Origin of the sequence: Lichenihabitans sp. Uapishka_5, from assembly GCF_033947565.1 — a bacterium.
Taxonomy (GTDB): domain Bacteria; phylum Pseudomonadota; class Alphaproteobacteria; order Rhizobiales; family Beijerinckiaceae; genus Lichenihabitans.
Window position 1 is genome coordinate 18773 of the sequence record NZ_JARPVX010000010.1, and the last position, 19028, is coordinate 37800.

Sequence of the window (19028 nt, forward strand, 5' to 3'; positions counted from 1 at the left end):
TCAAAATGTTCGGCGGCCCGCACCTACCGCCGGGCCACCCGAAAATACAGCTCCGACAGCCGGCTCGGCAGGTCCTCGATCCGGCGCACCGGCATGTGATTGGTTCGGCCGAACACGTCCGCGCCCGAGCCCTGGTCCGAAGGGTCGAGCGTGATGCCGAAGACATCAATGCCGCGGCTTCGGAGCGAGAGAACCGCGCGCCGGGCGTCGTCGACGAGGTCGGTCGGGTTCGGGACATCGATGTCGGAGGGTGCCCCGTCCGTCAGGGCGATGACGATGCGGCGGGTCGCGGCGCGGGGGTCGAGTTCGGCTCCGGCATGGCGCAGGGCCGCGCCGATGCGGGTCGAGAGTTGTGGCTGAAGGCCGCTCAGGCGCGCGCGGGCAACTTGGTCGAACCGCTGGTCGAAGTCCTTGACGCGTGTGACGCGCACGTCCTCGCGTCCGTCGGACGAGAAGGCCCGCAGCGCACACATGTCGCCCAGCGCGTCCATGGCCTCCGCTAGCACTGCCACGGCGCATTTTTCGATGTCGATGATCGACACACCGGCGGCCGGGACAAGGTCGCGGGTCGACTCCGAGACGTCGATCAGAACCAGCACGGCGAGGTCGCGGGTCCGCATCACCTTGCGTTCATGGATGCGCTCGTCCGGGATTTCGCCGGTGCGGAGCGCCTTAGCGGCATCGATCGCCGCATCGAGGTCGAGATCGAGTCCGTCGGGCTGCCGACGCAAGCGCGTCGGTCGCCCGACCCGCGCGGCACGCACAAGGCGCTCAACCCGCATGCGGAGGCCCGGGTCGCGGGCCAGCGCCGCGTCGAGCGCGTGGGTGGACGCTGGCGTGGGTTCGACCTCCCGGATCGTGGTCCAGTCCGGGCGCTCCAGTCCGGCGCCTGCATCCCACTCGGAATAATGAGCCACGACGACACCGCGGTCGTCGGGCTTGACCGCGCGTGCGAGACCGAGGCTGTCGTCCAGCTCCGGCTCCGGATCGTTGCGGTCGGGTGTCTCGCCATCGGGCGTCGTCTCCCGTTCGATGCGGGCCGACTCGACCGCGAGGTCGAGCTGCTCCACGGCTGCGTCGGGTGGGGGCGGCGGCAAGGTCCAGAGCCCCAGATTGTCGTCGCGATACACGGGATCGACGACATGCAGCTTGGCGTTGAATTGGATACGCATCTGGCCGATGTCGTTGCCGAGAAGGCTTCCGATGCGCCGCGACAGGCCTGGATCGCTCAGGTCAGCCTCTGCCCTGAACAGCGTGCGGCCCTTGCTCACGAGACCGTCGTGATCCTCGTAGGCTGGATCGAAGAGGGCGCGTGCCAATCGTTCGAGCAGGATCGGCACCGTTTTCAGCGTCGAAGGTTCTGCCGTGTGGAAGGGCGCCCAAAGATGGAAGAGGCCGGGGAAGCGGCGCATCGCCAGTGCCTCGATCCGCGCGTCCTCGATCAGGCCGACCAGCACGATCTGCACAGGCTTCAGCTTCGCAGGGTCGAAGCGAGGCTCGCCGAGCGCCAGATGCGCCGTGGCATGGGCAACCGTGGCCCGGTAGAGCGCCGGCACCCGGCCCGGCGGCACCGTCCGGAACACATCCGGGACGCGAACGATGCCCGAGGAGATCGTGGTGCGTCGCTCGGGCGAGCCCTCGCCGACGACAGCCGCTTCGCGCATGGGCGGCGCCTGGCCCCAGAGGGCCGCAGCGTAAGCGCTCAGCCGTCGCTGCATCGTCGAAAAGGTGATCTGGCCCGACAGCCGATCGAGCACCCTCCGTGCTTCCGGGTCTTCAAGCGCGAAGAACGCGAGCCGTCTTGCGGGATCGGCGACGGCCCTGAGACCCGCCGCCACGAAAGCCTCGAAGTTGCCGGTCCCACAGGTGGCGACGATGCGGCCGCTCGTGCCTGCCGCGGCATCGATGCAGGTCGGCGCCTCACGCGCGATCCGTACCATGCCGCGCCACCATGCGGCCTCATCGCCGTCTGGCAGAGCGGTGAAACGCTGGGCCAGATCGGCCCGGGCGTCGAGCACTGCCCGAACCGCGTGGGCTCCGGCGGCTCGGCAGACGTCGGTTGCGGCAGCAAGCGCGGCGGCGCTGCGCGCCAGGGCACCGGGCCGGGCCGGGATGAGGGCGCAGACGCGAAAGGCCGCCAGAAGCGCGCCGGGGCCGGCGTTGACATTGGCCAGGCGGAGCATCGCCTCGGCCCAGGCCTCGTGTTCGAACTGGGATGCCTGGGCATGCCGATCGAGCACCGCCCGAAGCCCGCCCGAGAGGACGGGACGCTGACGCACCATGGCTCGCAATTGCCCGTCGGCACCGCGTCGTGGCTCCGGCGACCGTGTCGACGCCAAGCTCATCCGAGGCAGGCCGCGATGGCCGACGTCAACGCTTCGCGGACGTCCCGGTCATCCGTGATGGGCAGCACGATGCCGGACTGCACGGCCGCCTCGAGGGGAATGCCATTTCCGACGAGCCGTGCCGTATGAATCAGCATCCGGGTCGATGCCCCTTCGTCGAGCCCGTGGCCGCGCAGGTTGCGCGACCGCGCCCCGATGTCGACCAGAAGCGAGGCCAACCTAGAGTCGGCGCGGGCCTCGCGGGCCACGATCTCGGCCTCGATCTCCGGCTCGGGGTAATGGAACTCGATGGCGACGAAGCGCTGCTTGGTCGATTCCTTGAGGTCCTTGACGGCACTCTGATAGCCGGGGTTGTACGAGATGGTGAGTTGGAAATCGGGGTGGGCCTCGACGAGTTCGTTGCGCTTGTCGAGGGGCAGCACCCGGCGGGCATCGGTCAGCGGATGGATCACCACGGTCGTGTCCTGCCGGGCCTCGACGATCTCGTCGAGGTAGCAGATGGCACCGCGGCGCACCGCCAGCGTGAGCGGGCCGTCGTGCCAGACGGTTCCTTCCGGCGCGAGCAGGAAGCGGCCCGCGAGATCGGCCGCCGTCATGTCCTCATGCGCCGCGACCGTCACAAGAGGGCGCCTGAGCTTCCAGGCCATGTGCTCGATGAAACGCGTCTTGCCGCAGCCGGTGGGGCCCTTCAACATGACGGGGAGGCGGTCGCGATAGGCCGCCTCGAAGAGGGCGATCTCATTCGCCGTCGGGCGGTAATAAGGCTCCGTCTTGACCAAGTAAGCGTCCATGGTTCCGTTGGCCTGTCTTGTTCTCTCGTTCTTTGTGGACGAACCTATCGTCCATAACCCGACAAGGTAAGGTTGGATCGCGTCGGTGTTGCGATCGCAGCGCAGCAACATTGATGTCCCGGACGAATGCTTATGTCCATCCTCCCGCCGGAAACGGCCATTCCTCTTCTGGCCAGGCGAAGCCATAAATTTATCCCTGAACGATCAGAGTGCTGCCGAGAGCATTCATGGTACAACCGGGATAACCGTTGATATGGTAAGCAGGGCTCATGAAGCGCATCGTCGCCATCGGGGAGATCCTGGTTGAGATCATGGCAGCCGAGCCAGGCGAAGGGTTTCGCGAGCCCCTTGCCCTCACGGGTCCGTTTCCGTCGGGCGCGCCTGCCATCTTCGCCGACCAGGCCGCCCGCTTCGGTCAGCCTGCGGCGATGATTGGATGCGTCGGGGATGACGACTTCGGTCGCGTCAACCTCGACCGTCTCAGCCGGGACGGTGTCGATATCAGCGGCATCCGGATCGATCCCGAGGCTGCCACGGGTAGCGCCTTTGTGCGTTACCGCGCCGACGGTTCCCGCGCTTTTGTGTTCAACATCACGCATAGCGCTTCAGGACGAATCGTTTTCGACAGTGCGGCGCGCGCCGTGCTTGAACAAAGCCACCACCTGCACGTGATGGGAACCGCCCTGTTCGCGCCGGCAATCGTCGAGGTCGTCCTTGAGGCTGCAAGCCTCATCAAGGGTCGGGGCGGCACAATCTCGTTCGACCCGAACCTCCGGCTGGAGATGCTCAACCTTTCAGGGCTGCGGGCGGCCTGCGAGGCGCTTTTCCGGCGTTGCGACCTGTTTCTGCCGAGTGGAACCGAACTCACCCTCTTCACGGATACTGAGGACGAGGATGCGGCCATCGCCGAGATCCTCGCACACGGCGTGTCCGCGGTGGTCCATAAAAAGGGGGTCATGGGCGCCAGCTATTACGACGCAACGACCCGGCTCACGCAGCCCGGCTTCGCAGTTGACGAGGTCGATCCAACGGGCGCCGGTGACAGTTTCGGAGCCACCTTCGTCAGTTGCTGGCTGCGAGGCATGCCGCCCGGCACCTGCTTGGCCTACGCGGCCGCCAGCGGCGCCCTCGCGGTGACCAAGCTAGGCCCCATGGAGGGCGCAAGCACCGAGGCGGAGATCAAAGACTTCCTAGCCGATCGAAACAAGCGAGCCGCCCCTTGATCCGCCCCCTGCCGCCGCTGCTGAGCCAACGCCTGACCGACGATGCCGCGGGGATCACCTCCGTCTGCACCGCCCATCCGATCGTCATTGAGGCGACCCTGGCCCATGGGCTGAGAACCGGGCGTCGGGTGCTGATCGAGGCGACCTGCAACCAGGTGAACCAGGAGGGCGGATACACCGGCATGACGCCAGCGGCGTTCCGCGGTTTTGTCGAAGCCATCGCGGCCAAGGTCGGTTTCGATCCTGCCCGCATCATCCTCGGGGGTGACCACCTCGGCCCCAATCCCTGGAAGCACCTTTCGCCGGGCGACGCCATGGGCCGCGCCCTTACCATGATCGGCGCATATGCGCAGGCAGGCTTCAGCAAGCTGCACCTGGACACAAGTATGGGTTGCGCCGGGGAGCCCGCGGCACTCGCCGACGCGGTCACGGCCGAGCGCGCCGCGGCCCTCGCGAGCGCTGCCGAGGCCGAGGTAGGCGTCGGGCTTAGCCCCGTCTACGTCATCGGCACTGAGGTGCCAGTGCCGGGTGGCGCTCAGCATGCGCTCGACACGCTCGCGGTGACGCGTCCCGAGGCGGCGTTCCGCACGTTGGAGGTGCATCGGCAAGCCTTTCGCGCGAGGGGGCGGGACGATGCCTTCGCGCGCGTGATCGGCGTCGTGGTGCAGCCGGGCGTCGAATTCGGCAGCACGGACGTCATTGGATACCAACCCGTTAAGGCTGAAGCGCTGGCGGCGGCTCTCGACCACATGCCCGGCCTCGTGTTCGAGGCGCATTCGACGGATTACCAGTCGGAGGGCGCGCTCGCGGCTCTGGTGCGCGACGGCTTCGCAATCCTCAAGGTCGGACCCTGGCTCACCTTCGCGCTCCGGGAGGCGCTGTACGGGCTCGACGCCATCGCAGGAATTTTGCCCACGCAGGACGGCGCCGACCCCGACAGGACGGAGGGCCTGCCGGCTCTGATGGAAGCCCTGATGGTGCGAGAGCCGGAGTATTGGAGGAACTATTACGCTGGCGATGCCGACGCGCTTCGGCTGCAGCGTCACTACAGCTTCAGCGATCGCATCCGCTATTATTGGCCTCACCGTGAGGCGCAGCATGGGGTCGAGCGATTGTTCGCACGTCTCGGCGACCGCCCGATCCCCGGCCCGCTCGTCAGCCAGCACCTCGGCAAGCTTTATGGCGCCGTAGCTGATGGCTCGCTCGCGCCACGGCCCCGCGACCTGGCCATCGCCGCGGTGCAGCAGGTACTGGATCGCTATGATCGCGCCTGCCACGCCACGCCACGCGGCTGATCTGCGGCGGTGGACCTTGAAGCCAGCTGTCGGATGGCCCTCGCCCGAGTCTAACCGCCGACCAGACGACTGGACGACGAGGGTTGTCGCCAGCTCGGCGCTCGCCCGGCTGCCGCAACACGGGACGACGATGCGGACCCCGCTAGTGACGACACTGGGAGGCCGTGGCTGACGGAACCGACCGAGCGTCCTGGAGCCTTGAGCTTACGGACCGACGTGGGAACATCGTACCGTTCCGGTGTCTCAAGGTAGCCGTAAGCTCCCTCGTCGACATGAGGCGAGCGTCCCAGGATACCGCCCGGCCGATGACCATCTACCGCTGCACGTCCGGTCGGTTTTGCCTCAAGTCGGATTTTCTGGCGCCTGGCAGATAGACGGCGTGATCATCGATGGTGAGCTCTGTCGTGCCGGCGCCGTCCTGGATCGGCCACGCATGATCGACTCGATCCCAGGGATGCGCCACGTTTGACCCGTGGAATGACACCTGCCGCCGGTTGCGTGAGGCACCGAGCTGCCTCATGTCGCATCGTGGAGCCGCAATAGCGAAAAGGGAAGCAGACTGCGCTTGATAAAGCAGCAATTTAGATCACAATCGTCATTGGTTTCTGATTGAACGTGACGTGGTTGGGTCGTAGCCTCGCATCAAGTGGGACGAAGCCTATGCAGACCGACCGCCTCGAAGCCATACGGCATCACCTTTATACCCAGGGCGCCTGCTCGATCCCGGCGCTTGCCGAGGCCGTAGGGACCTCGCTTGCGACGGTCCGGCGCGATCTGCAGCTGCTTGAGCAACAGGGCATAGTCAGCCGCTCGCACGGGAGTGCCCGCATCGCCAACGGGGCCGAGACGGAGGCAGCCTTCGCGGTGCGTGAGAAACAAAACCTCGAGGCCAAGCGGGCTATCGCTCAGGCCGCCTACGACCTCCTCGAGCCGCACAGCGCTGTTTTCCTCGATGCGGGCACCACGGTGCTGCAACTGGTGCGCCTGCTCCGCATCGCGCCCCTGCCATTGACGGTCTTCACCAACGGCCTTGTCGTCGCTCAGGAGCTGATGCCGGTTGCGAAGATCAAGACCAGCCTCATCGGCGGGCAGTTGCGGGTGGAGAATGCCTCGCTGGTCGGGCCAGCCGCGGAAGCGGCGCTTCACGGTCTATGGTTCGACCAGTTGTTCCTGGGCGCAGGCGCGGTCGGGGACGATGGCCTGATCTACAGCGTGGATCCCGCGGAGGCGAGCCTCAATGCCCTGATGCGCCAGCGCTCCGCCGAAACCGTGATGCTGGCGGATGCGACAAAGTTCGGGCGTCGCGCCACCTATGTGGTCACCGCCGTGAATGCTTCGCTGCAGGTCATAACCGACGATGCTCTCCCGGCCGCGGCCTGCGCGGCCGTTCGCCAGACGGGGGCGGCCCTCAGCTTGGTGACGCCAGCGGGCCGCTCGGGCCTGCGGCTGGCCTCGGGCAGGGTGGCCTGAGCCAATGGCGCCTGATCCAGACCTCATCCTGGGACTGGACGGCGGAGGCACCAAGACGCTGATAGCCGTGGCCGACCGCGACGGAGCGATCCTCTATCTCCGTCGCCATCCGTCACTCGATCCCTTTACCCACCCTGATTGGGCCGACCGCCTGCGGGCGATGCTCGCAGGCCTGTCACCCTGGTACGCGCGGCTTGCGGAGGCCGTTCTCGCCCTGCCATGTCATGGCGAGGTTGCCGATCTGTCCGAGCGGCAGCGCGCGGTCGCGTCCGAGCTGATCGCCTGCCGACACGAGGTGGTCAACGACGTCGAGGCCGCCTTCGATGGGGCGCTCGCGGGCGCGCCCGGCGTGCTGTTGCTGGCCGGCACGGGATCCATGGCCTGGTCAGGCAACGGATCGCGCACGATGCGCTGCGGTGGCTGGGGCGATGTCTTTGGCGACGAGGGCAGCGCTTATTGGATCGGACGCGAGGCCCTGGCCGAGGTGAGCCGGGCGCTCGACGGACGCTCGTCGAACATGGCGTTCGCACATGCGGTGCTGGCGGGTCTTGGCCTCGATGCGGGCGACCTCCTGGGTTGGTGTTATGACTTGCCGGCCCGCCGCGCCTCTATTGCGGCCTTGGCATCGAGCCTGGATGCCCAAGCCGAAGCCGGCGAGCCCTCAGCCCTTGCCATCCTACGGCGGGCCGGCGATGCGCTGGCCGCGCATGCCGAAGCCTGCGCGCGGCAGCTCGACCTCCGCCCACCCCTGGCCTGGTCGCACGCAGGCGGCGTGTTCCACAGCCGCACGGTCATGCGGCGCGTCACCGGGCAGCTCGGTTCCGAGCCCCTCGCGCCGCGGCTGCCCCCTGTTGGCGGGGCCCTGCTTCGGGCCGCGCAGCGAGCGGGCTGGAGAACGGAAGATACATGGATCGAGCGGCTCGATCGAGCGCTCTCCGAAGGCGAACGCAGCGCTTGGGCAGCGTGAGGAGAAACGTGTGATGAACATGCGGAAAGTTCTTCTGGGGTCGGTTGCCGCGTTTCTGATGGCGGGGGTCCTACCAACGCGGGCCGATGAGGCCAAACCCTATGCCGGTCAGATCATCACGGTGCTGTTTCCGCCATGGACCACGCTGCCGAAGGACATGACGGATCGCTTCACTGCGCAGACCGGCATCAAGCTCGACCTGCAGACCCTGGGATGGGACGACATTCGCACCAAGATCGTGACGTCGATGGTGGCAGGGACGGCGCCCGCCGACGTGACGGAAGTCGATTGGTCCTGGGTGGGCCAGTTCGGCGCCGCACAATGGTACGTGCCGCTCGACGGCGATGTCGATGCCGCGGTGAAGGCCGACCTGCCCACGGATTCGATCTTTACCTTCGACGGCAAGCTGATCGCCTTACCTTACAACAACGACTACCGCCTTCTGATCCTCAATGAGGACCATCTCAAGAAGGCCGGCATCGACCATGCGCCGACGACGCCCGACGAACTGATGTCCGATGCCAAGGCCATCAAGGCGAAGGGTGTGGTGGCCTATCCGATCGGCCTGCCGTTCTCGGCCACCGAGGGGTCGGCAACCGCGTGGTACCTGCTGACCAGGGCATTCGGCGGCGAACTCTTCGACGCCGCTTCCAAGCCGCTCTTCACGTCACCCGACTCGCCCGGCTACAAGGCGCTCGCCTGGGAGATGGCGGCGCTCAAGGACGGCCTCATCGATCCGGCCGCGACGGGTTTGAAGGACGTCGAGATCCAGGAGCTGTTCAAGAACGGACAGATCACCTTCGATGTTGCGGGCTGGGCCGGCAACCTTTCCGTCTACACCGATCCCACGAAATCCAAGGTCGCGGCCGCCGCCCAGGGCGCGTTGATGCCGAACGTTTCAGGCAAGACGCGCACCTTCGGCCTACCGGGCGCCGCCGGCATTCCGGCTGCTTCGCAGCACAAGGAGGCTGCTGCCGTCTTCGTCAAGTGGATGGTTGCCCCCGAAAGCCAGATCGAGAGCTACACGGCGCTCGGCAACCTTCCGACCCGCACAAGCGTGCTGCAGACCCTCGACCAGGACGGCAAGCTCGCGAGCGGCAAAGTCCTGCTCGAGCAGGCCGCCACCGTTGAGCCTTTGTTCAAGCAGGGCACGCCCGGCTGGTACCCCCAGTTCTCGAGTGCGGTCGCGACGGCCCTCAACCAGGCCGCCAAAGGCCAACTCACCGTTGATGCCGCGATCAAGCAGATCGCGGCAGGTGCCGAGGACGCGCAAAAGTGACGATGGTTTGTAGACCATGCTCACGCGCGTGAGCCAGGCGACCCTGCCCGTCGGAGCCATAGCTCAGCCAGGGCGATTGCGGGAACGCGTACCCCGCAATGAGCAATGGCTTGGCTTCGCCTTCGCGGCGCCGGTCGTGCTGCTGATGGCGGCCCTGGTCTTCGTGCCCCTCGGGTTGACCCTGTGGGACAGTCTTCACCGAGTCGATCCGATGCGACCCGGAACGCCCTTCATCGGCCTGAAGCACTACGTGGACCTCCTGTCGGATACCCAGGTCAGGCAGGCTTGGTTGAATACGGGCGCCTATGTGGTCATCGCGGTGGTGCTGGAAACGCTTGGGGGACTTGGCGCGGCGTTGCTGCTACAGCGGGTCACGATCGGCCGACGCTGGCTGCTCGCGGCCGTGATCCTGCCTTGGGCGTTACCGCCCGTGGTCAACGCCATCGTCTGGATGTGGATCTACAACCCAAGCTACGGGCTCCTTGACGGCGCCCTCCTGCGCTTCGGCCTGATCTCCGCCCCGAAAGTATGGTTCAATGATCGCGTGACCGCGCTGTGCTTGGTCTCCCTCGTCCATGTGTGGCGCATGATGCCGCTGACGGCCGTGATCCTGCTGGCAGCATTGCAGAGCGTGCCGAGAGAGCTTTACGAGGCCGCGAAGCTCGATGGGGCTGGCCCTGTGCAGGCCTTCATTCACGTAACGCTTCCACTCATTGCTGGCGGGCTGGCGATCGCCATGAGCCAGTCCACGGTTTTTGCCTTCAACCTGTTTGACGAAGCCTGGATCCTGGCGGGCTCGAGTCTGGATACCCGCACCGTGCTGGCGCAGGTCTATATGTCGGCATTCCAGAACCTGCACTTCTCCTATGGCATGGCGTTGTCGGTGCTGGTCATGCTTGCGTCTTGCCTCGTATCTCTTGTCTACGTGCTGCGGGTCTACCGCGAAACGCGGTACGGCTGATGCGCGCCGCTGCATTGATGCGTCGCTTTGGCCTATGGGCCGCCACGGCGGGGCTGCTGCTTTGGTCTCTCGGCCCCATCTACTGGGCGGTCATGACAAGCCTGACGGCCCCCACCGACCTCGTGGCGCAGCCGCCGCATTTCCTGCCGCCGCGGATCACCTTCGAACATTATGCGAAGCTGCTCGGCGCCTCGAGCAGCTATCTCGGCACGGAGGTGCAATCCGTGTGGCCGCAGTTCAGCCGCGCCCTGGTGAATAGCCTTGTGGTATCCATGCTGGCCACGGTCGCAACCGTGACACTGGCGACCTTCGGGAGCTACGCTTTCGTGCGGTTGCGCTTTCCCGGTCGCGATCTCCTGTTCGTACTCATCGTCGCCACATTGGCGGTGCCGGCCTATACGGTGATGATCCCGCTCTACCGCCTGCTCGTCAGTCTCCACCTTATCGATACCTACCTCGGTGTCACGCTCATCTATGTGTCGGCGTTCCTGCCGTTGGCTCTCTGGCTGATGCGCAGCGTTTATCAATCGCTGCCGCTGTCGCTTGAGGAAGCGGCGCGGCTCGATGGCGCCGGCCGTACCACCACGCTGTTGGTCATCGTGCTGCCCATCGCGGCGCCGGGCCTGATCGCCAGCGCCATCCTCACCTTCCTGAGTGCATGGGGTCAGTTCATGATCCCGCTCGTCTTCTCGCCGACGCTGGCCACCAAGCCGTTGACGGTGCTGATTCCCGAGTTCGTCACCAAGAACTACGTCGACTATGGGCTGATGAACGCCGCGGGCGTGCTCGCCATTCTGCCGCCGATCGCGGTGGTGCTCTTTCTCAACCGCTACCTTGTCCAGGGCTTAATGGCCGGATCGGGCAAGTAGCTCCACCACGGACTCAATCTATGAACACGACCGAGCGCGTCATCCGCGAGCAGTTCCGCTTCTTGCGTGAGGCCCCGACCCCACCGGCCTTCCAGGACCGGGCCACGACCTTCGTGATCGTGGGCTGCGGCACGTCCTACCATCTGGCGCAAAGCATCGCGGCCTCGTTCAACCTGCGCGGGCTTCGGGCGATGGCCGTGCCTGGCGGGGAATGGTCGCGCCGTCGCGCCGCCTACCATCCCGATGGCGTCAAGACGCACGTGATCGGCCTTTCGCGCAGTGGCGAATCCACCGAAACCGTTCAGGCTCTCGAAGTCAGCCGGACGGCCGGCTATGGCACCACGGCCGTCACCTGCGAGCAGGGCAGCAGCATCACGAAGGCGGCCGATACGGTGATCTTCGCCGCGACGCATCCCGACGAGGGAATCGTCATGACGGCCTCGGCGAGCCTCATGCTGCTGGTCGGATTGCGCCTGGCCGGCATCGCCGTGGGCGAGCCGGAGGTCGTGGCGGCCGAGGCGGCGCTGGATGCCTTCGAGGCCGTTCTGCCGGCAATGATCGAGGGCCGCGATCATCCGGTGTTGCTGGGTGCGGGCGCGCTCTACGGCATCGCGGCGGAAGGTGGCATCAAGCTGCAGGAGATGAGCCTTAGCCACGTGCAGGCTTATCATCCGATGGAATACAGGCACGGCCCCATCAGCTTGATCGACGACCGCAGCCTAGCCGTATTGCTGTACAGCGCGGAAACCCACGGCGAGGAGGTTCGGATCGCGGCCGAAGTGCAGGATAAGGGGGCGCGTGTGATCGGCCTCGGCGGTCCGGGTGACGTGAGCCTGGATATTGGCGGTTCGCTCGAGGCGCGTAGCCTCGTGGTGTTGCCGATCCTACAGCTGCTCGGTGAGCGCGCCGCCGAGGCGCGCGGCCTCGACACGGGCGCGCCGCGTCACCTCAACAAGGTCGTGGTTCTCGACCGAGCTTCTGCCTAAAAGCTCAAGCGAAGCGATCGAGCGCGAAGGGGCGCAGGTCGATGCGGCTCCGGCCTTCGCTCAGCGTCTCGGCGAGCGCCTCGCCGAGACCGGCGGAATGCTTGAAGCCGTGGCCCGAGCAGGCCGACACCACGGTAATCCGGTCCTGTTCCGGGTGCCGATCGATGATGAAGCCTCTGTCCGGTGTGACTGTATAAAGGCAGACGGCTGCTTTCGCGACCTGCGAAGTGGCACCGGCGAGCCGGCCCGCGATGTTGGCACGGTACATCCGCGCGGATTCGGATGGATCAACACGGCGGTCGACGCTCGTGGCCGTGGTGTTGGTTTCGTATTGTTCCTTGGCGACTTTCACCCGTGGATCACCCGCAAGCGGAGGAAATCCGTAAAAGTATTCGGCGTCGGTCTTGCCATACATCCAGATGTAGACGGGCGAGGACCGGCGATAGGCACTGGTGTCGTCGAGCGCGAACCAATGCAGCAACTGGCGGCTCACGCTCAGCAGCCGATCGAACGGTGGGCCAATGAGCGGTACCGACCAAGCCCCGGCCGAGACGACGACGCGGTCTGCCAGGATGATACCATCGGAGGTTGTGAGGCGAACGACCGAGCCGTCCTGCTTCACCTCGTCTACCACAACCCCGGTTCGGATCGTGGCACCAAGCGCCCCGGCCTGTCCAAGTTGGGCCGCGATGCAGGCTTCCGGCATCAGGAAGCCGCCGCCCGGTTCGTAGTAGGCCTTTTCGCTGCCCGAGAGGCCGAGGAACATGGGAAATCGTCGGGTCACTTCGGCGCCGTCGATCACCTCGTGCGGCACGCCCCCCGCCTCGGCCGAGGCGATCGAGCGCGCCGTGAAGTCCGGCATGCCGTGGTGGGTCGTCTCGCCATCCCCCGGGCCCATGACGAGCGCGCCGCATTGCTGGAACAGCGTCGATCCTGAAACAGCTTCGAGCTCGCGCCAGATCCTTTGGGAGGCCTGGGCGAAGGGCACGTAGCTCCGTCCCTCGCCCACGCCGACGCGGGTGATGCGGGACTCGCCGTGGCTCGAACCGAGATCGTGCGGTGGCTCGTAGCGATCGAGGCCGATCACCTTGGCGCCCCGTTTGGCAAGCTGATAGAGCGTGGCGCTGCCCATGGCGCCGAGCCCCACCAAGGCCACGTCGTATCGTGCGGTCATTGCGTCCTGGCTCGGCTTTGTTTCGGCTGCGTCACACGTCGAGCGTGGTGTCGCGCTCCCACTGGGTGAAATGCGACGCGTAGCTCTGCCACTCGATGTGCTTCATCTTGAGATAGGCGGCCGAGAAGTCGGACCCCATCATGGCTTTCAGCGTCTCGTCGCGGTCGAACGCCCGCAACGCGTCGAGCAGGTTCAACGGCAGCTGCGGCGCGTCGGTCACCGTATGGCCCATCTGGTACATGTCGATATCCGACCGTCGCCCGGGATCGGCCTCGGTCCGCACGCCGTCGAGCCCGGCCGCGATGATGACGGCCTGCAGCAGGTAGGGGTTGGCGGCGCCATCGGGCAGGCGCAGCTCGAAACGCCCCTTGCCGGGCACCCGCACCATGTGGGTCCGGTTGTTGCCCGTCCATGTCACGGTGTTGGGTGACCAGGTGGCGCCAGAAACGGTGCGGGGCGCATTGATGCGCTTGTAACTGTTGACCGTCGGGTTGGTGACGGCCGCGAGCGCCTCGGCGTGGGTCATGATACCGCCAAGGAAGTGGTAGCCCTGGCGGGATAGGCCTAGGGCGTCTTCAGCGGCGTAGAAGGCATTGGTCCCACCTTCCCGATCCCAAACCGAGATGTGGGCGTGGCACCCCGAACCGGTAAGGCCCGGGAAGGGCTTCGGCATGAAGGTTGCCCTGAGGCCATGCTTCTCGGCCACCGAACGCACCATGAACTTGAAGAAGGAGTGTCGGTCTGCCGTGACCAGCGCGTCGTCGAAGGCCCAATTCATCTCGAACTGGCCGTTCGCATCCTCATGATCGTTCTGGTAGGGCTGCCAGCCGAGCTCGCCCATATAGTCGCAGATCTCGGCGATCACGTCGTAGCGGCGCATCAGCGCCTGCTGGTCGTAGCAGGGTTTCTGAGCGTTATCCTTGCTGTCCGAGATGGCCAAGCCGTCGGGATCGATCAGGAAGAACTCGGCCTCAACGCCGGTCTTGACGTAAAGGCCTTCCTTGGCGGCCTCGGCCACGAGCGTCTTCAACACCACGCGCGGCGCCTGCGGCACCGGCTTGTTCTCCATGACGCAATCAGCCGGCACCCAGGCGACCTCGCGCTTCCAGGGAAGCTGGATCACGGCCGAGGCATCCGGCAGCGCGAAAAGGTCTGGATGGGCCGGCGTCATGTCGAGCCAGGTGGCAAAGCCCGCGAAACCCGCGCCGTCCCGCTGCATGTCGGCAATCGCGGCCGCGGGCACCAACTTGGCCCGCTGGGCGCCGAACAGGTCCGTGTAGGAGATCATGAAGTAGCGGATGCCGCGCTCTGTCGCGAGGCTGGCGAGATCGGGGGTCAAGCGCGGGCTCCTTCGATCGAGCAAAAAAGAAGGCGGCCTAGAGGCCGCCTTGTCCGGGGATCCAATCCGTTCCCGCGAGCGGCACGCGGGCCATGGCGGCGGCCTCAAGCGTCAGGGCGCAAAGGTCCTCGGGCTCTAGATTATGCAGGTGGTTCTTGCCACAGGCTCGAGCGATGGTTTGCGCCTCGAGCGTCATCACCTTCAGGTAGTTGGCGAGGCGACGGCCGGCCAGCACAGGATCGAGCCGGGCCATGAGCGCCGGGTCCTGGGTCGTGATGCCGGCCGGATCCCGGCCCTCGTGCCAGTCGTCATAGGCGCCGGCCGTGGTGCCGAGCGCGTTGTACTCCGCCTCATAGGCAGGATCGTTGTCGCCTAACGCCACGAGGGCTGCCGTGCCGATCGACACGGCGTCGGCCCCGAGCGCCAGGGCCTTGGCGACGTCGGCGCCGTTGCGGATGCCGCCCGACACGATGAGCTGGACAGTGCGGTGCAGGCCGAGATCCTGTAAAGCCTGGACCGCGGGGCGGATGCAGGCGAGGGTCGGCATGCCAACGTTCTCGATGAAGACGTCCTGAGTGGCGGCCGTGCCGCCCTGCATGCCGTCGACTACCACCACGTCGGCCCCGGCCTTGGCAGCGAGCGCCACGTCGTAATAGGGCCGCGACCCGCCGACCTTCACGAAGATCGGGGTTCGCCAATCCGTGATCTCGCGCAGCTCGAGGATCTTGATCTCCAAATCGTCCGGCCCCGTCCAGTCGGGGTGGCGGCACGCCGAGCGTTGGTCGATGCCCTTGGGCAGGGTGCGCATGGCGGCGACGCGGTCGGTGATCTTCTGGCCGAGCAGCATGCCGCCGCCGCCGGGCTTGGCGCCCTGGCCGATCACGATCTCGATGGCGTCGGCCTTGAGCAGGTCCTCGGGATTCATGCCGTAGCGCGAGGGCAGGTACTGGTAGACGAGGGTGCGGCTTTGATCGCGCTCCTCGGTCGACATGCCGCCGTCGCCCGTGGTGGTCGAGGTGCCGGCCGCCGAGGCGCCGCGCCCGAGCGCCTCCTTGGCGTTGGCCGACAGAGAACCGAAGCTCATGCCGGCCACCGTGATCGGGATCTTCAGTTCCAGCGGCTTTTTGGCGAAGCGCGAGCCGAGGACGACCTCGGTGCCGCAACGCTCACGATAGCCTTCGAGCGGGTAGCGCGAGATCGAGGCCCCGAGGAACAGCAGGTCGTCGAAATGCGGCAACCGCCGCTTGGAGCCGCCGCCACGGATGTCGTAGATGCCCGTCGTGGCGGCGCGACGAATCTCCGACAGCGTGTAGTCGTCGAAGGTCGCGGACTTGCGGGGAACAGTGGGCGGATTCTGGTAGGACATGGAGGGCTTCCGCAATCCCTTCTTCTGCATCTGCGGAAGAAGGTGGCCCCGTGACGCGGGGTCGGATGAGGGTCAGTGCCTGCTTGCGCTTCCGGGGCCTGCGCCGACCCCTTTCAGCCGTAGGCGTCGGCGTGATCGACGCTGAAATTGTAGAGGTTGCGGGCCGAACCGTAGCGCTTGAACTCTGCCGCTTTCGCGTCCGTGATGCCGGCGCGGTCCAGCAAGGCCTGCACGGCGGCGAGGTGCTCGCTCCGCATAGGCTTCTCGATACAATCAGCCCCGAGGCTCTTCACGGAACCGCGCACGAACAATTTCGCCTCGTAAATCGAATCCCCGAGCGCATCGCCGGCATCGCCACAGACCACGAGGTGGCCGGCCTGGGCCATGAAGGCCGACATATGACCGATGGAGCCCCGCACCACGATGTCGATGCCTTTCATGGAAATGCCGCAGCGCGAAGAGGCGTTGCCCTCGATCACCAGCAAACCGCCCTTGCCGGTTGCCCCGGCATATTGGCTGGCATCTCCCTTCACCCGGACCTCGCCCGACATCATGTTTTCGGCAACGCCGGGGCCGGCGGAGCCATGCACGGTCACGATGGCCTCGCGGTTCATGCCCGCGCAATAATAGCCGACGCTTCCTTTGATCTCGACCATGATTGGGGCATTGACCGCGACCGCGACCGCGTGGCCGCCACGGGGGTTAAGCACCTCCCACAGCGTTTCATTGGTGCCGGGGCCCTGGCCGTGCAAAGCGGCGTTTAGGGCACGAAGCCCGGTCTGCGCGAGGTCGACGACGGGCATCAGCGCTCCCAGAAGTAGACGGTGGCGGGCTCGGGCTCCCAGACGCGGGCCGCCTCGATGCCCGGCAGATCGACGAGTGCCCGATATTCCGAACCGAAGGCCACGTACCGGTCGGTCTCGGCCAGCACGGCGGGCTTGCAGGCGACCGGGTCGCGCAGCACGCCGAACCCGGTCTTGGTGCCGACCACGAACGTGTAGAAGCCATCGAGGTCGTCGAGGCTTCTGGTCAGCGCCTTACCAAGGCTCAGGCCCTTGTCCATCTGGGCCGTGAGGTAGGCGGCCGCCACCTCGGAGTCATTCTCCGTCTCGAACGTCATGCCGGCGCGCTTCATGTCGCGGCGCAGGTTGTTGTGGTTCGACAGCGAGCCGTTGTGGACGAGGCATTGGTCGGCCCCTGTCGAGAACGGATGCGCGCCAAGCGTGGTGACGGCCGACTCCGTTGCCATGCGGGTGTGGCCGATGCCGTGCGTCCCTTGCATGTCGGCGAGCCCGAAACGCTGCGCAACGTCGGTCGGATGACCGACCTCCTTGTAGATCTCGATCGCATCGCCGGTCCCCATGACCCGCACGGCTGGATGGTTAGCCCGCAGCGCGTCCCGCACGGCTTTAACCCGATCGGCCGGCACGCTCAGAACCGCGTGGGTGCTCTTGCGATGAAGCGCGACTTCGGCGCCGATGCTTCGTGCCAAAGCTGCGTCGAGTCCATTGAAAGCGGCATCCGGTTCAACCGCTTGAACGGTGATTTTGGCCGTGCCAGCCAGCGGGGCTCCATAAACGGCGAAGCCGGCGCTATCGGGTCCCCGATCGCACATGGTGGTCAGCATGCCGGACAACAGCATACCCAGCTGCGGCCCCAGAGCCTCGTCCTTCAGGAATAATCCGACGATCCCGCACATGCGCGCGCTCCGTTCGCCCTGCTTGTTCGTCAACAACTAACGCAGCGCAATTTCCATCACAAGAAACATTTATTCTTTGAGAGAAAAAGTGATTGTGCGGGGCGCTTGAATGGCGACGCTGGCAGTCATCTTGAGCCGACAGGGCGAGCATCAGCCGTTTGCCGCATCGGGTGCCCGCAGCCGGTGGGTGCGCGCGGTCTGTCGCTTATGAGCGCACCGACGCTGAAGCGCGTGTCGATGGACTGCGGCGGCGACGGCCATCGGTTTAAACGACGCCGTGTCGAACGCGTTCGATCGGCGAAATCCGAAGCGGGCCAGCCCGTGGGCAGAGGCGCTATCTCTCTTCTCGTGGATAGGAGATCACCGATAGGAAACGGATTGGCAGGCGGCGCAGTTCTTCGGGCCCGTGTGGGGCGTCTGCATCGAAGAACAGGCTGTCGCCGGGCTGCATGACGTATAGCTTCTTGGCGTGCCGATAGGCTACCTCACCCTCGATCATGTACAGGAACTCCAACCCGTCGTGCTGGAACAAGGGGAAAACGTCCGACTCCGCCGTCAACGTAATCATGTAAGGCTCGACCACCACGCGCGACGAGCGGTCTCCTGAATGGCCAAGGAGGTGGTATTGATGACCATTGCGGGTGCCCCGGCGCTCGATCGCTAAACCCTGGCCAGCTTTCACGAAGACTGCGTCGCGTTTTTCCTCGTAACGGCGAAACAACGCCGTCACAGGGACGCCGAGCGCGCCAGACAGCGACTGCAACGTCGTCAATGAGGGCGAGGTCATACCGTTCTCGATTTTCGACAACATCCCGTTGGACAGCCCAGCCGCAGCAGCGAGATCCGACACCGTAAGGCCAAGTTTAGATCGGAACGCATGCACCTCCCGGCCTATAGCGACCTCAAGCAGATTGTCTCTCGCGCCCGTCAGCGCATGAGGATCCTGGGCAAGGCCGGAAGGGTGGTCGCCTTGCACAGCCACTTCCTGAGGCGGAAGGCCAGCGATTTTCGTCTTCCTTGACCCTTGCCTGTTTCTAGCCATCCCGCCCGTGCTCGTTGCGAGCCAATCCAATCAGGCTGGCCAAGAGACTGTCGCGGCAGAGTTACCAGCTACGAGCATCCGCGACTACACGTGCTGATTTGACGGAACACCCCTATCCAAGCGCTCGCCCAAATGACAAGCGTCGAACCAGAAGCAGCCAGACCGCTTTGGCACCCAAGTCGGTCACTCAGGAACTCATCGACCTTCCTGCAAAGCTAACGG

At 65.7% G+C, this 19028-nt stretch carries 16 protein-coding genes; 8 read left to right on the forward strand and 8 right to left on the reverse strand.

The genetic code is table 11. The features are described from left to right. Positions 1–23: 23 nt before the first annotated feature. Both P7D22_RS06355 and P7D22_RS06360 read right to left on the reverse strand, forming a co-directional pair. Positions 24–2282 (reverse strand): nitric oxide reductase activation protein NorD, encoded by a 2259-nt coding sequence (locus tag P7D22_RS06355; RefSeq protein WP_319933450.1) that lies wholly within the window; start codon positions 2280–2282, stop codon positions 24–26. Between the two features lie 59 nt (positions 2283–2341). After that, positions 2342–3136, reverse strand: a complete 795-nt coding sequence (locus P7D22_RS06360) for a CbbQ/NirQ/NorQ/GpvN family protein (RefSeq protein ID WP_319933381.1) — start codon at positions 3134–3136, stop codon at positions 2342–2344. 269 nt (positions 3137–3405) lie between these two features. On the opposite strand from P7D22_RS06360, the gene P7D22_RS06365 reads away from it, so the two are divergent. The 8 genes from P7D22_RS06365 to P7D22_RS06400 all read left to right on the forward strand — a co-directional run bounded on the left by P7D22_RS06365 (position 3406) and on the right by P7D22_RS06400 (position 12186). Further along, entirely contained in the window at positions 3406–4359 is a 954-nt protein-coding gene (locus P7D22_RS06365) for a tagatose kinase (protein WP_319933382.1), read from the forward strand. Continuing rightward, entirely contained in the window at positions 4356–5654 is a 1299-nt protein-coding gene (locus P7D22_RS06370; protein ID WP_319933383.1) for a D-tagatose-bisphosphate aldolase, class II, non-catalytic subunit, read from the forward strand. The genes P7D22_RS06365 and P7D22_RS06370 overlap by 4 nt, the downstream gene beginning before the upstream one ends. A gap of 660 nt (positions 5655–6314) precedes the next feature. Then, on the forward strand, positions 6315–7124 hold the full coding sequence (locus tag P7D22_RS06375; RefSeq protein ID WP_319933384.1) for a DeoR/GlpR family DNA-binding transcription regulator: 810 nt from the start codon (positions 6315–6317) through the stop codon (positions 7122–7124). A 4-nt stretch (positions 7125–7128) separates the two neighbouring features. Continuing rightward, positions 7129–8091, forward strand: coding sequence for an N-acetylglucosamine kinase (locus P7D22_RS06380; protein ID WP_319933385.1), 963 nt, complete (start codon positions 7129–7131; stop codon positions 8089–8091). A gap of 19 nt (positions 8092–8110) precedes the next feature. Continuing rightward, positions 8111–9370, forward strand: a complete 1260-nt coding sequence (locus P7D22_RS06385; protein ID WP_319933451.1) for an ABC transporter substrate-binding protein — start codon at positions 8111–8113, stop codon at positions 9368–9370. 16 nt (positions 9371–9386) lie between these two features. Further along, the gene (locus tag P7D22_RS06390) at positions 9387–10331 is read left to right on the forward strand and encodes a carbohydrate ABC transporter permease (protein WP_319933386.1); all 945 of its coding nucleotides are present in this window, start codon (positions 9387–9389) and stop codon (positions 10329–10331) included. Further along, entirely contained in the window at positions 10331–11200 is an 870-nt protein-coding gene (locus P7D22_RS06395; protein WP_319933387.1) for a carbohydrate ABC transporter permease, read from the forward strand. The genes P7D22_RS06390 and P7D22_RS06395 overlap by 1 nt, the downstream gene beginning before the upstream one ends. A 20-nt stretch (positions 11201–11220) precedes the next feature. Further along, the gene (locus tag P7D22_RS06400; RefSeq protein ID WP_319933388.1) at positions 11221–12186 is read left to right on the forward strand and encodes an SIS domain-containing protein; all 966 of its coding nucleotides are present in this window, start codon (positions 11221–11223) and stop codon (positions 12184–12186) included. Positions 12187–12190: 4 nt separating this feature from the next. Here the strand turns inward: P7D22_RS06400 and solA are convergent, their stop codons facing one another. From solA to P7D22_RS06430, 6 genes are all read right to left on the reverse strand, one after another. Next, complete coding sequence (gene solA / locus P7D22_RS06405; RefSeq protein ID WP_319933389.1) at positions 12191–13360, reverse strand: N-methyl-L-tryptophan oxidase; 1170 nt, start codon at positions 13358–13360, stop codon at positions 12191–12193. Positions 13361–13391: 31 nt separating this feature from the next. Next, positions 13392–14699 (reverse strand): type III glutamate--ammonia ligase, encoded by a 1308-nt coding sequence (gene glnT / locus P7D22_RS06410; RefSeq protein WP_319933390.1) that lies wholly within the window; start codon positions 14697–14699, stop codon positions 13392–13394. Positions 14700–14736: 37 nt separating this feature from the next. Then, the gene (locus tag P7D22_RS06415; RefSeq protein WP_319933391.1) at positions 14737–16065 is read right to left on the reverse strand and encodes an FMN-binding glutamate synthase family protein; all 1329 of its coding nucleotides are present in this window, start codon (positions 16063–16065) and stop codon (positions 14737–14739) included. Between the two features lie 113 nt (positions 16066–16178). Further along, positions 16179–16868 carry a protein GlxC gene (locus tag P7D22_RS06420; RefSeq protein ID WP_319933392.1) on the reverse strand — a complete coding sequence of 230 codons (690 nt, stop codon included), beginning with the start codon at positions 16866–16868 and terminating at the stop codon, positions 16179–16181. After that, positions 16868–17764 carry a class II glutamine amidotransferase gene (locus P7D22_RS06425; protein ID WP_319933393.1) on the reverse strand — a complete coding sequence of 299 codons (897 nt, stop codon included), beginning with the start codon at positions 17762–17764 and terminating at the stop codon, positions 16868–16870. The genes P7D22_RS06420 and P7D22_RS06425 overlap by 1 nt, the downstream gene beginning before the upstream one ends. Positions 17765–18098: 334 nt before the next feature. After that, entirely contained in the window at positions 18099–18806 is a 708-nt protein-coding gene (locus P7D22_RS06430) for a helix-turn-helix domain-containing protein (protein WP_442916037.1), read from the reverse strand. Positions 18807–19028: the final 222 nt, after the last annotated feature.

What these genes read in the sequence shown, in the direction of transcription:
- P7D22_RS06390 (WP_319933386.1), top strand. Translation starts at nt 9,387, where the DNA reads ATGCTCACGCGCGTGAGCCAGGCGACCCTGCCCGTCGGAGCCATAGCT.
- P7D22_RS06385 (WP_319933451.1), top strand. Translation starts at nt 8,111, where the DNA reads ATGCGGAAAGTTCTTCTGGGGTCGGTTGCCGCGTTTCTGATGGCGGGG.
- P7D22_RS06375 (WP_319933384.1), top strand. Translation starts at nt 6,315, where the DNA reads ATGCAGACCGACCGCCTCGAAGCCATACGGCATCACCTTTATACCCAG.
- solA (WP_319933389.1), bottom strand. Translation starts at nt 13,360, where the DNA reads ATGACCGCACGATACGACGTGGCCTTGGTGGGGCTCGGCGCCATGGGC.
- P7D22_RS06420 (WP_319933392.1), bottom strand. Translation starts at nt 16,868, where the DNA reads ATGCCCGTCGTCGACCTCGCGCAGACCGGGCTTCGTGCCCTAAACGCC.
- P7D22_RS06355 (WP_319933450.1), bottom strand. Translation starts at nt 2,282, where the DNA reads ATGGTGCGTCAGCGTCCCGTCCTCTCGGGCGGGCTTCGGGCGGTGCTC.
- P7D22_RS06395 (WP_319933387.1), top strand. Translation starts at nt 10,331, where the DNA reads ATGCGCGCCGCTGCATTGATGCGTCGCTTTGGCCTATGGGCCGCCACG.
- P7D22_RS06430 (WP_442916037.1), bottom strand. Translation starts at nt 18,806, where the DNA reads ATGGCTAGAAACAGGCAAGGGTCAAGGAAGACGAAAATCGCTGGCCTT.
- P7D22_RS06360 (WP_319933381.1), bottom strand. Translation starts at nt 3,136, where the DNA reads ATGGACGCTTACTTGGTCAAGACGGAGCCTTATTACCGCCCGACGGCG.
- P7D22_RS06380 (WP_319933385.1), top strand. Translation starts at nt 7,129, where the DNA reads ATGGCGCCTGATCCAGACCTCATCCTGGGACTGGACGGCGGAGGCACC.
- P7D22_RS06425 (WP_319933393.1), bottom strand. Translation starts at nt 17,764, where the DNA reads ATGTGCGGGATCGTCGGATTATTCCTGAAGGACGAGGCTCTGGGGCCG.
- P7D22_RS06415 (WP_319933391.1), bottom strand. Translation starts at nt 16,065, where the DNA reads ATGTCCTACCAGAATCCGCCCACTGTTCCCCGCAAGTCCGCGACCTTC.
- P7D22_RS06365 (WP_319933382.1), top strand. Translation starts at nt 3,406, where the DNA reads ATGAAGCGCATCGTCGCCATCGGGGAGATCCTGGTTGAGATCATGGCA.
- P7D22_RS06400 (WP_319933388.1), top strand. Translation starts at nt 11,221, where the DNA reads ATGAACACGACCGAGCGCGTCATCCGCGAGCAGTTCCGCTTCTTGCGT.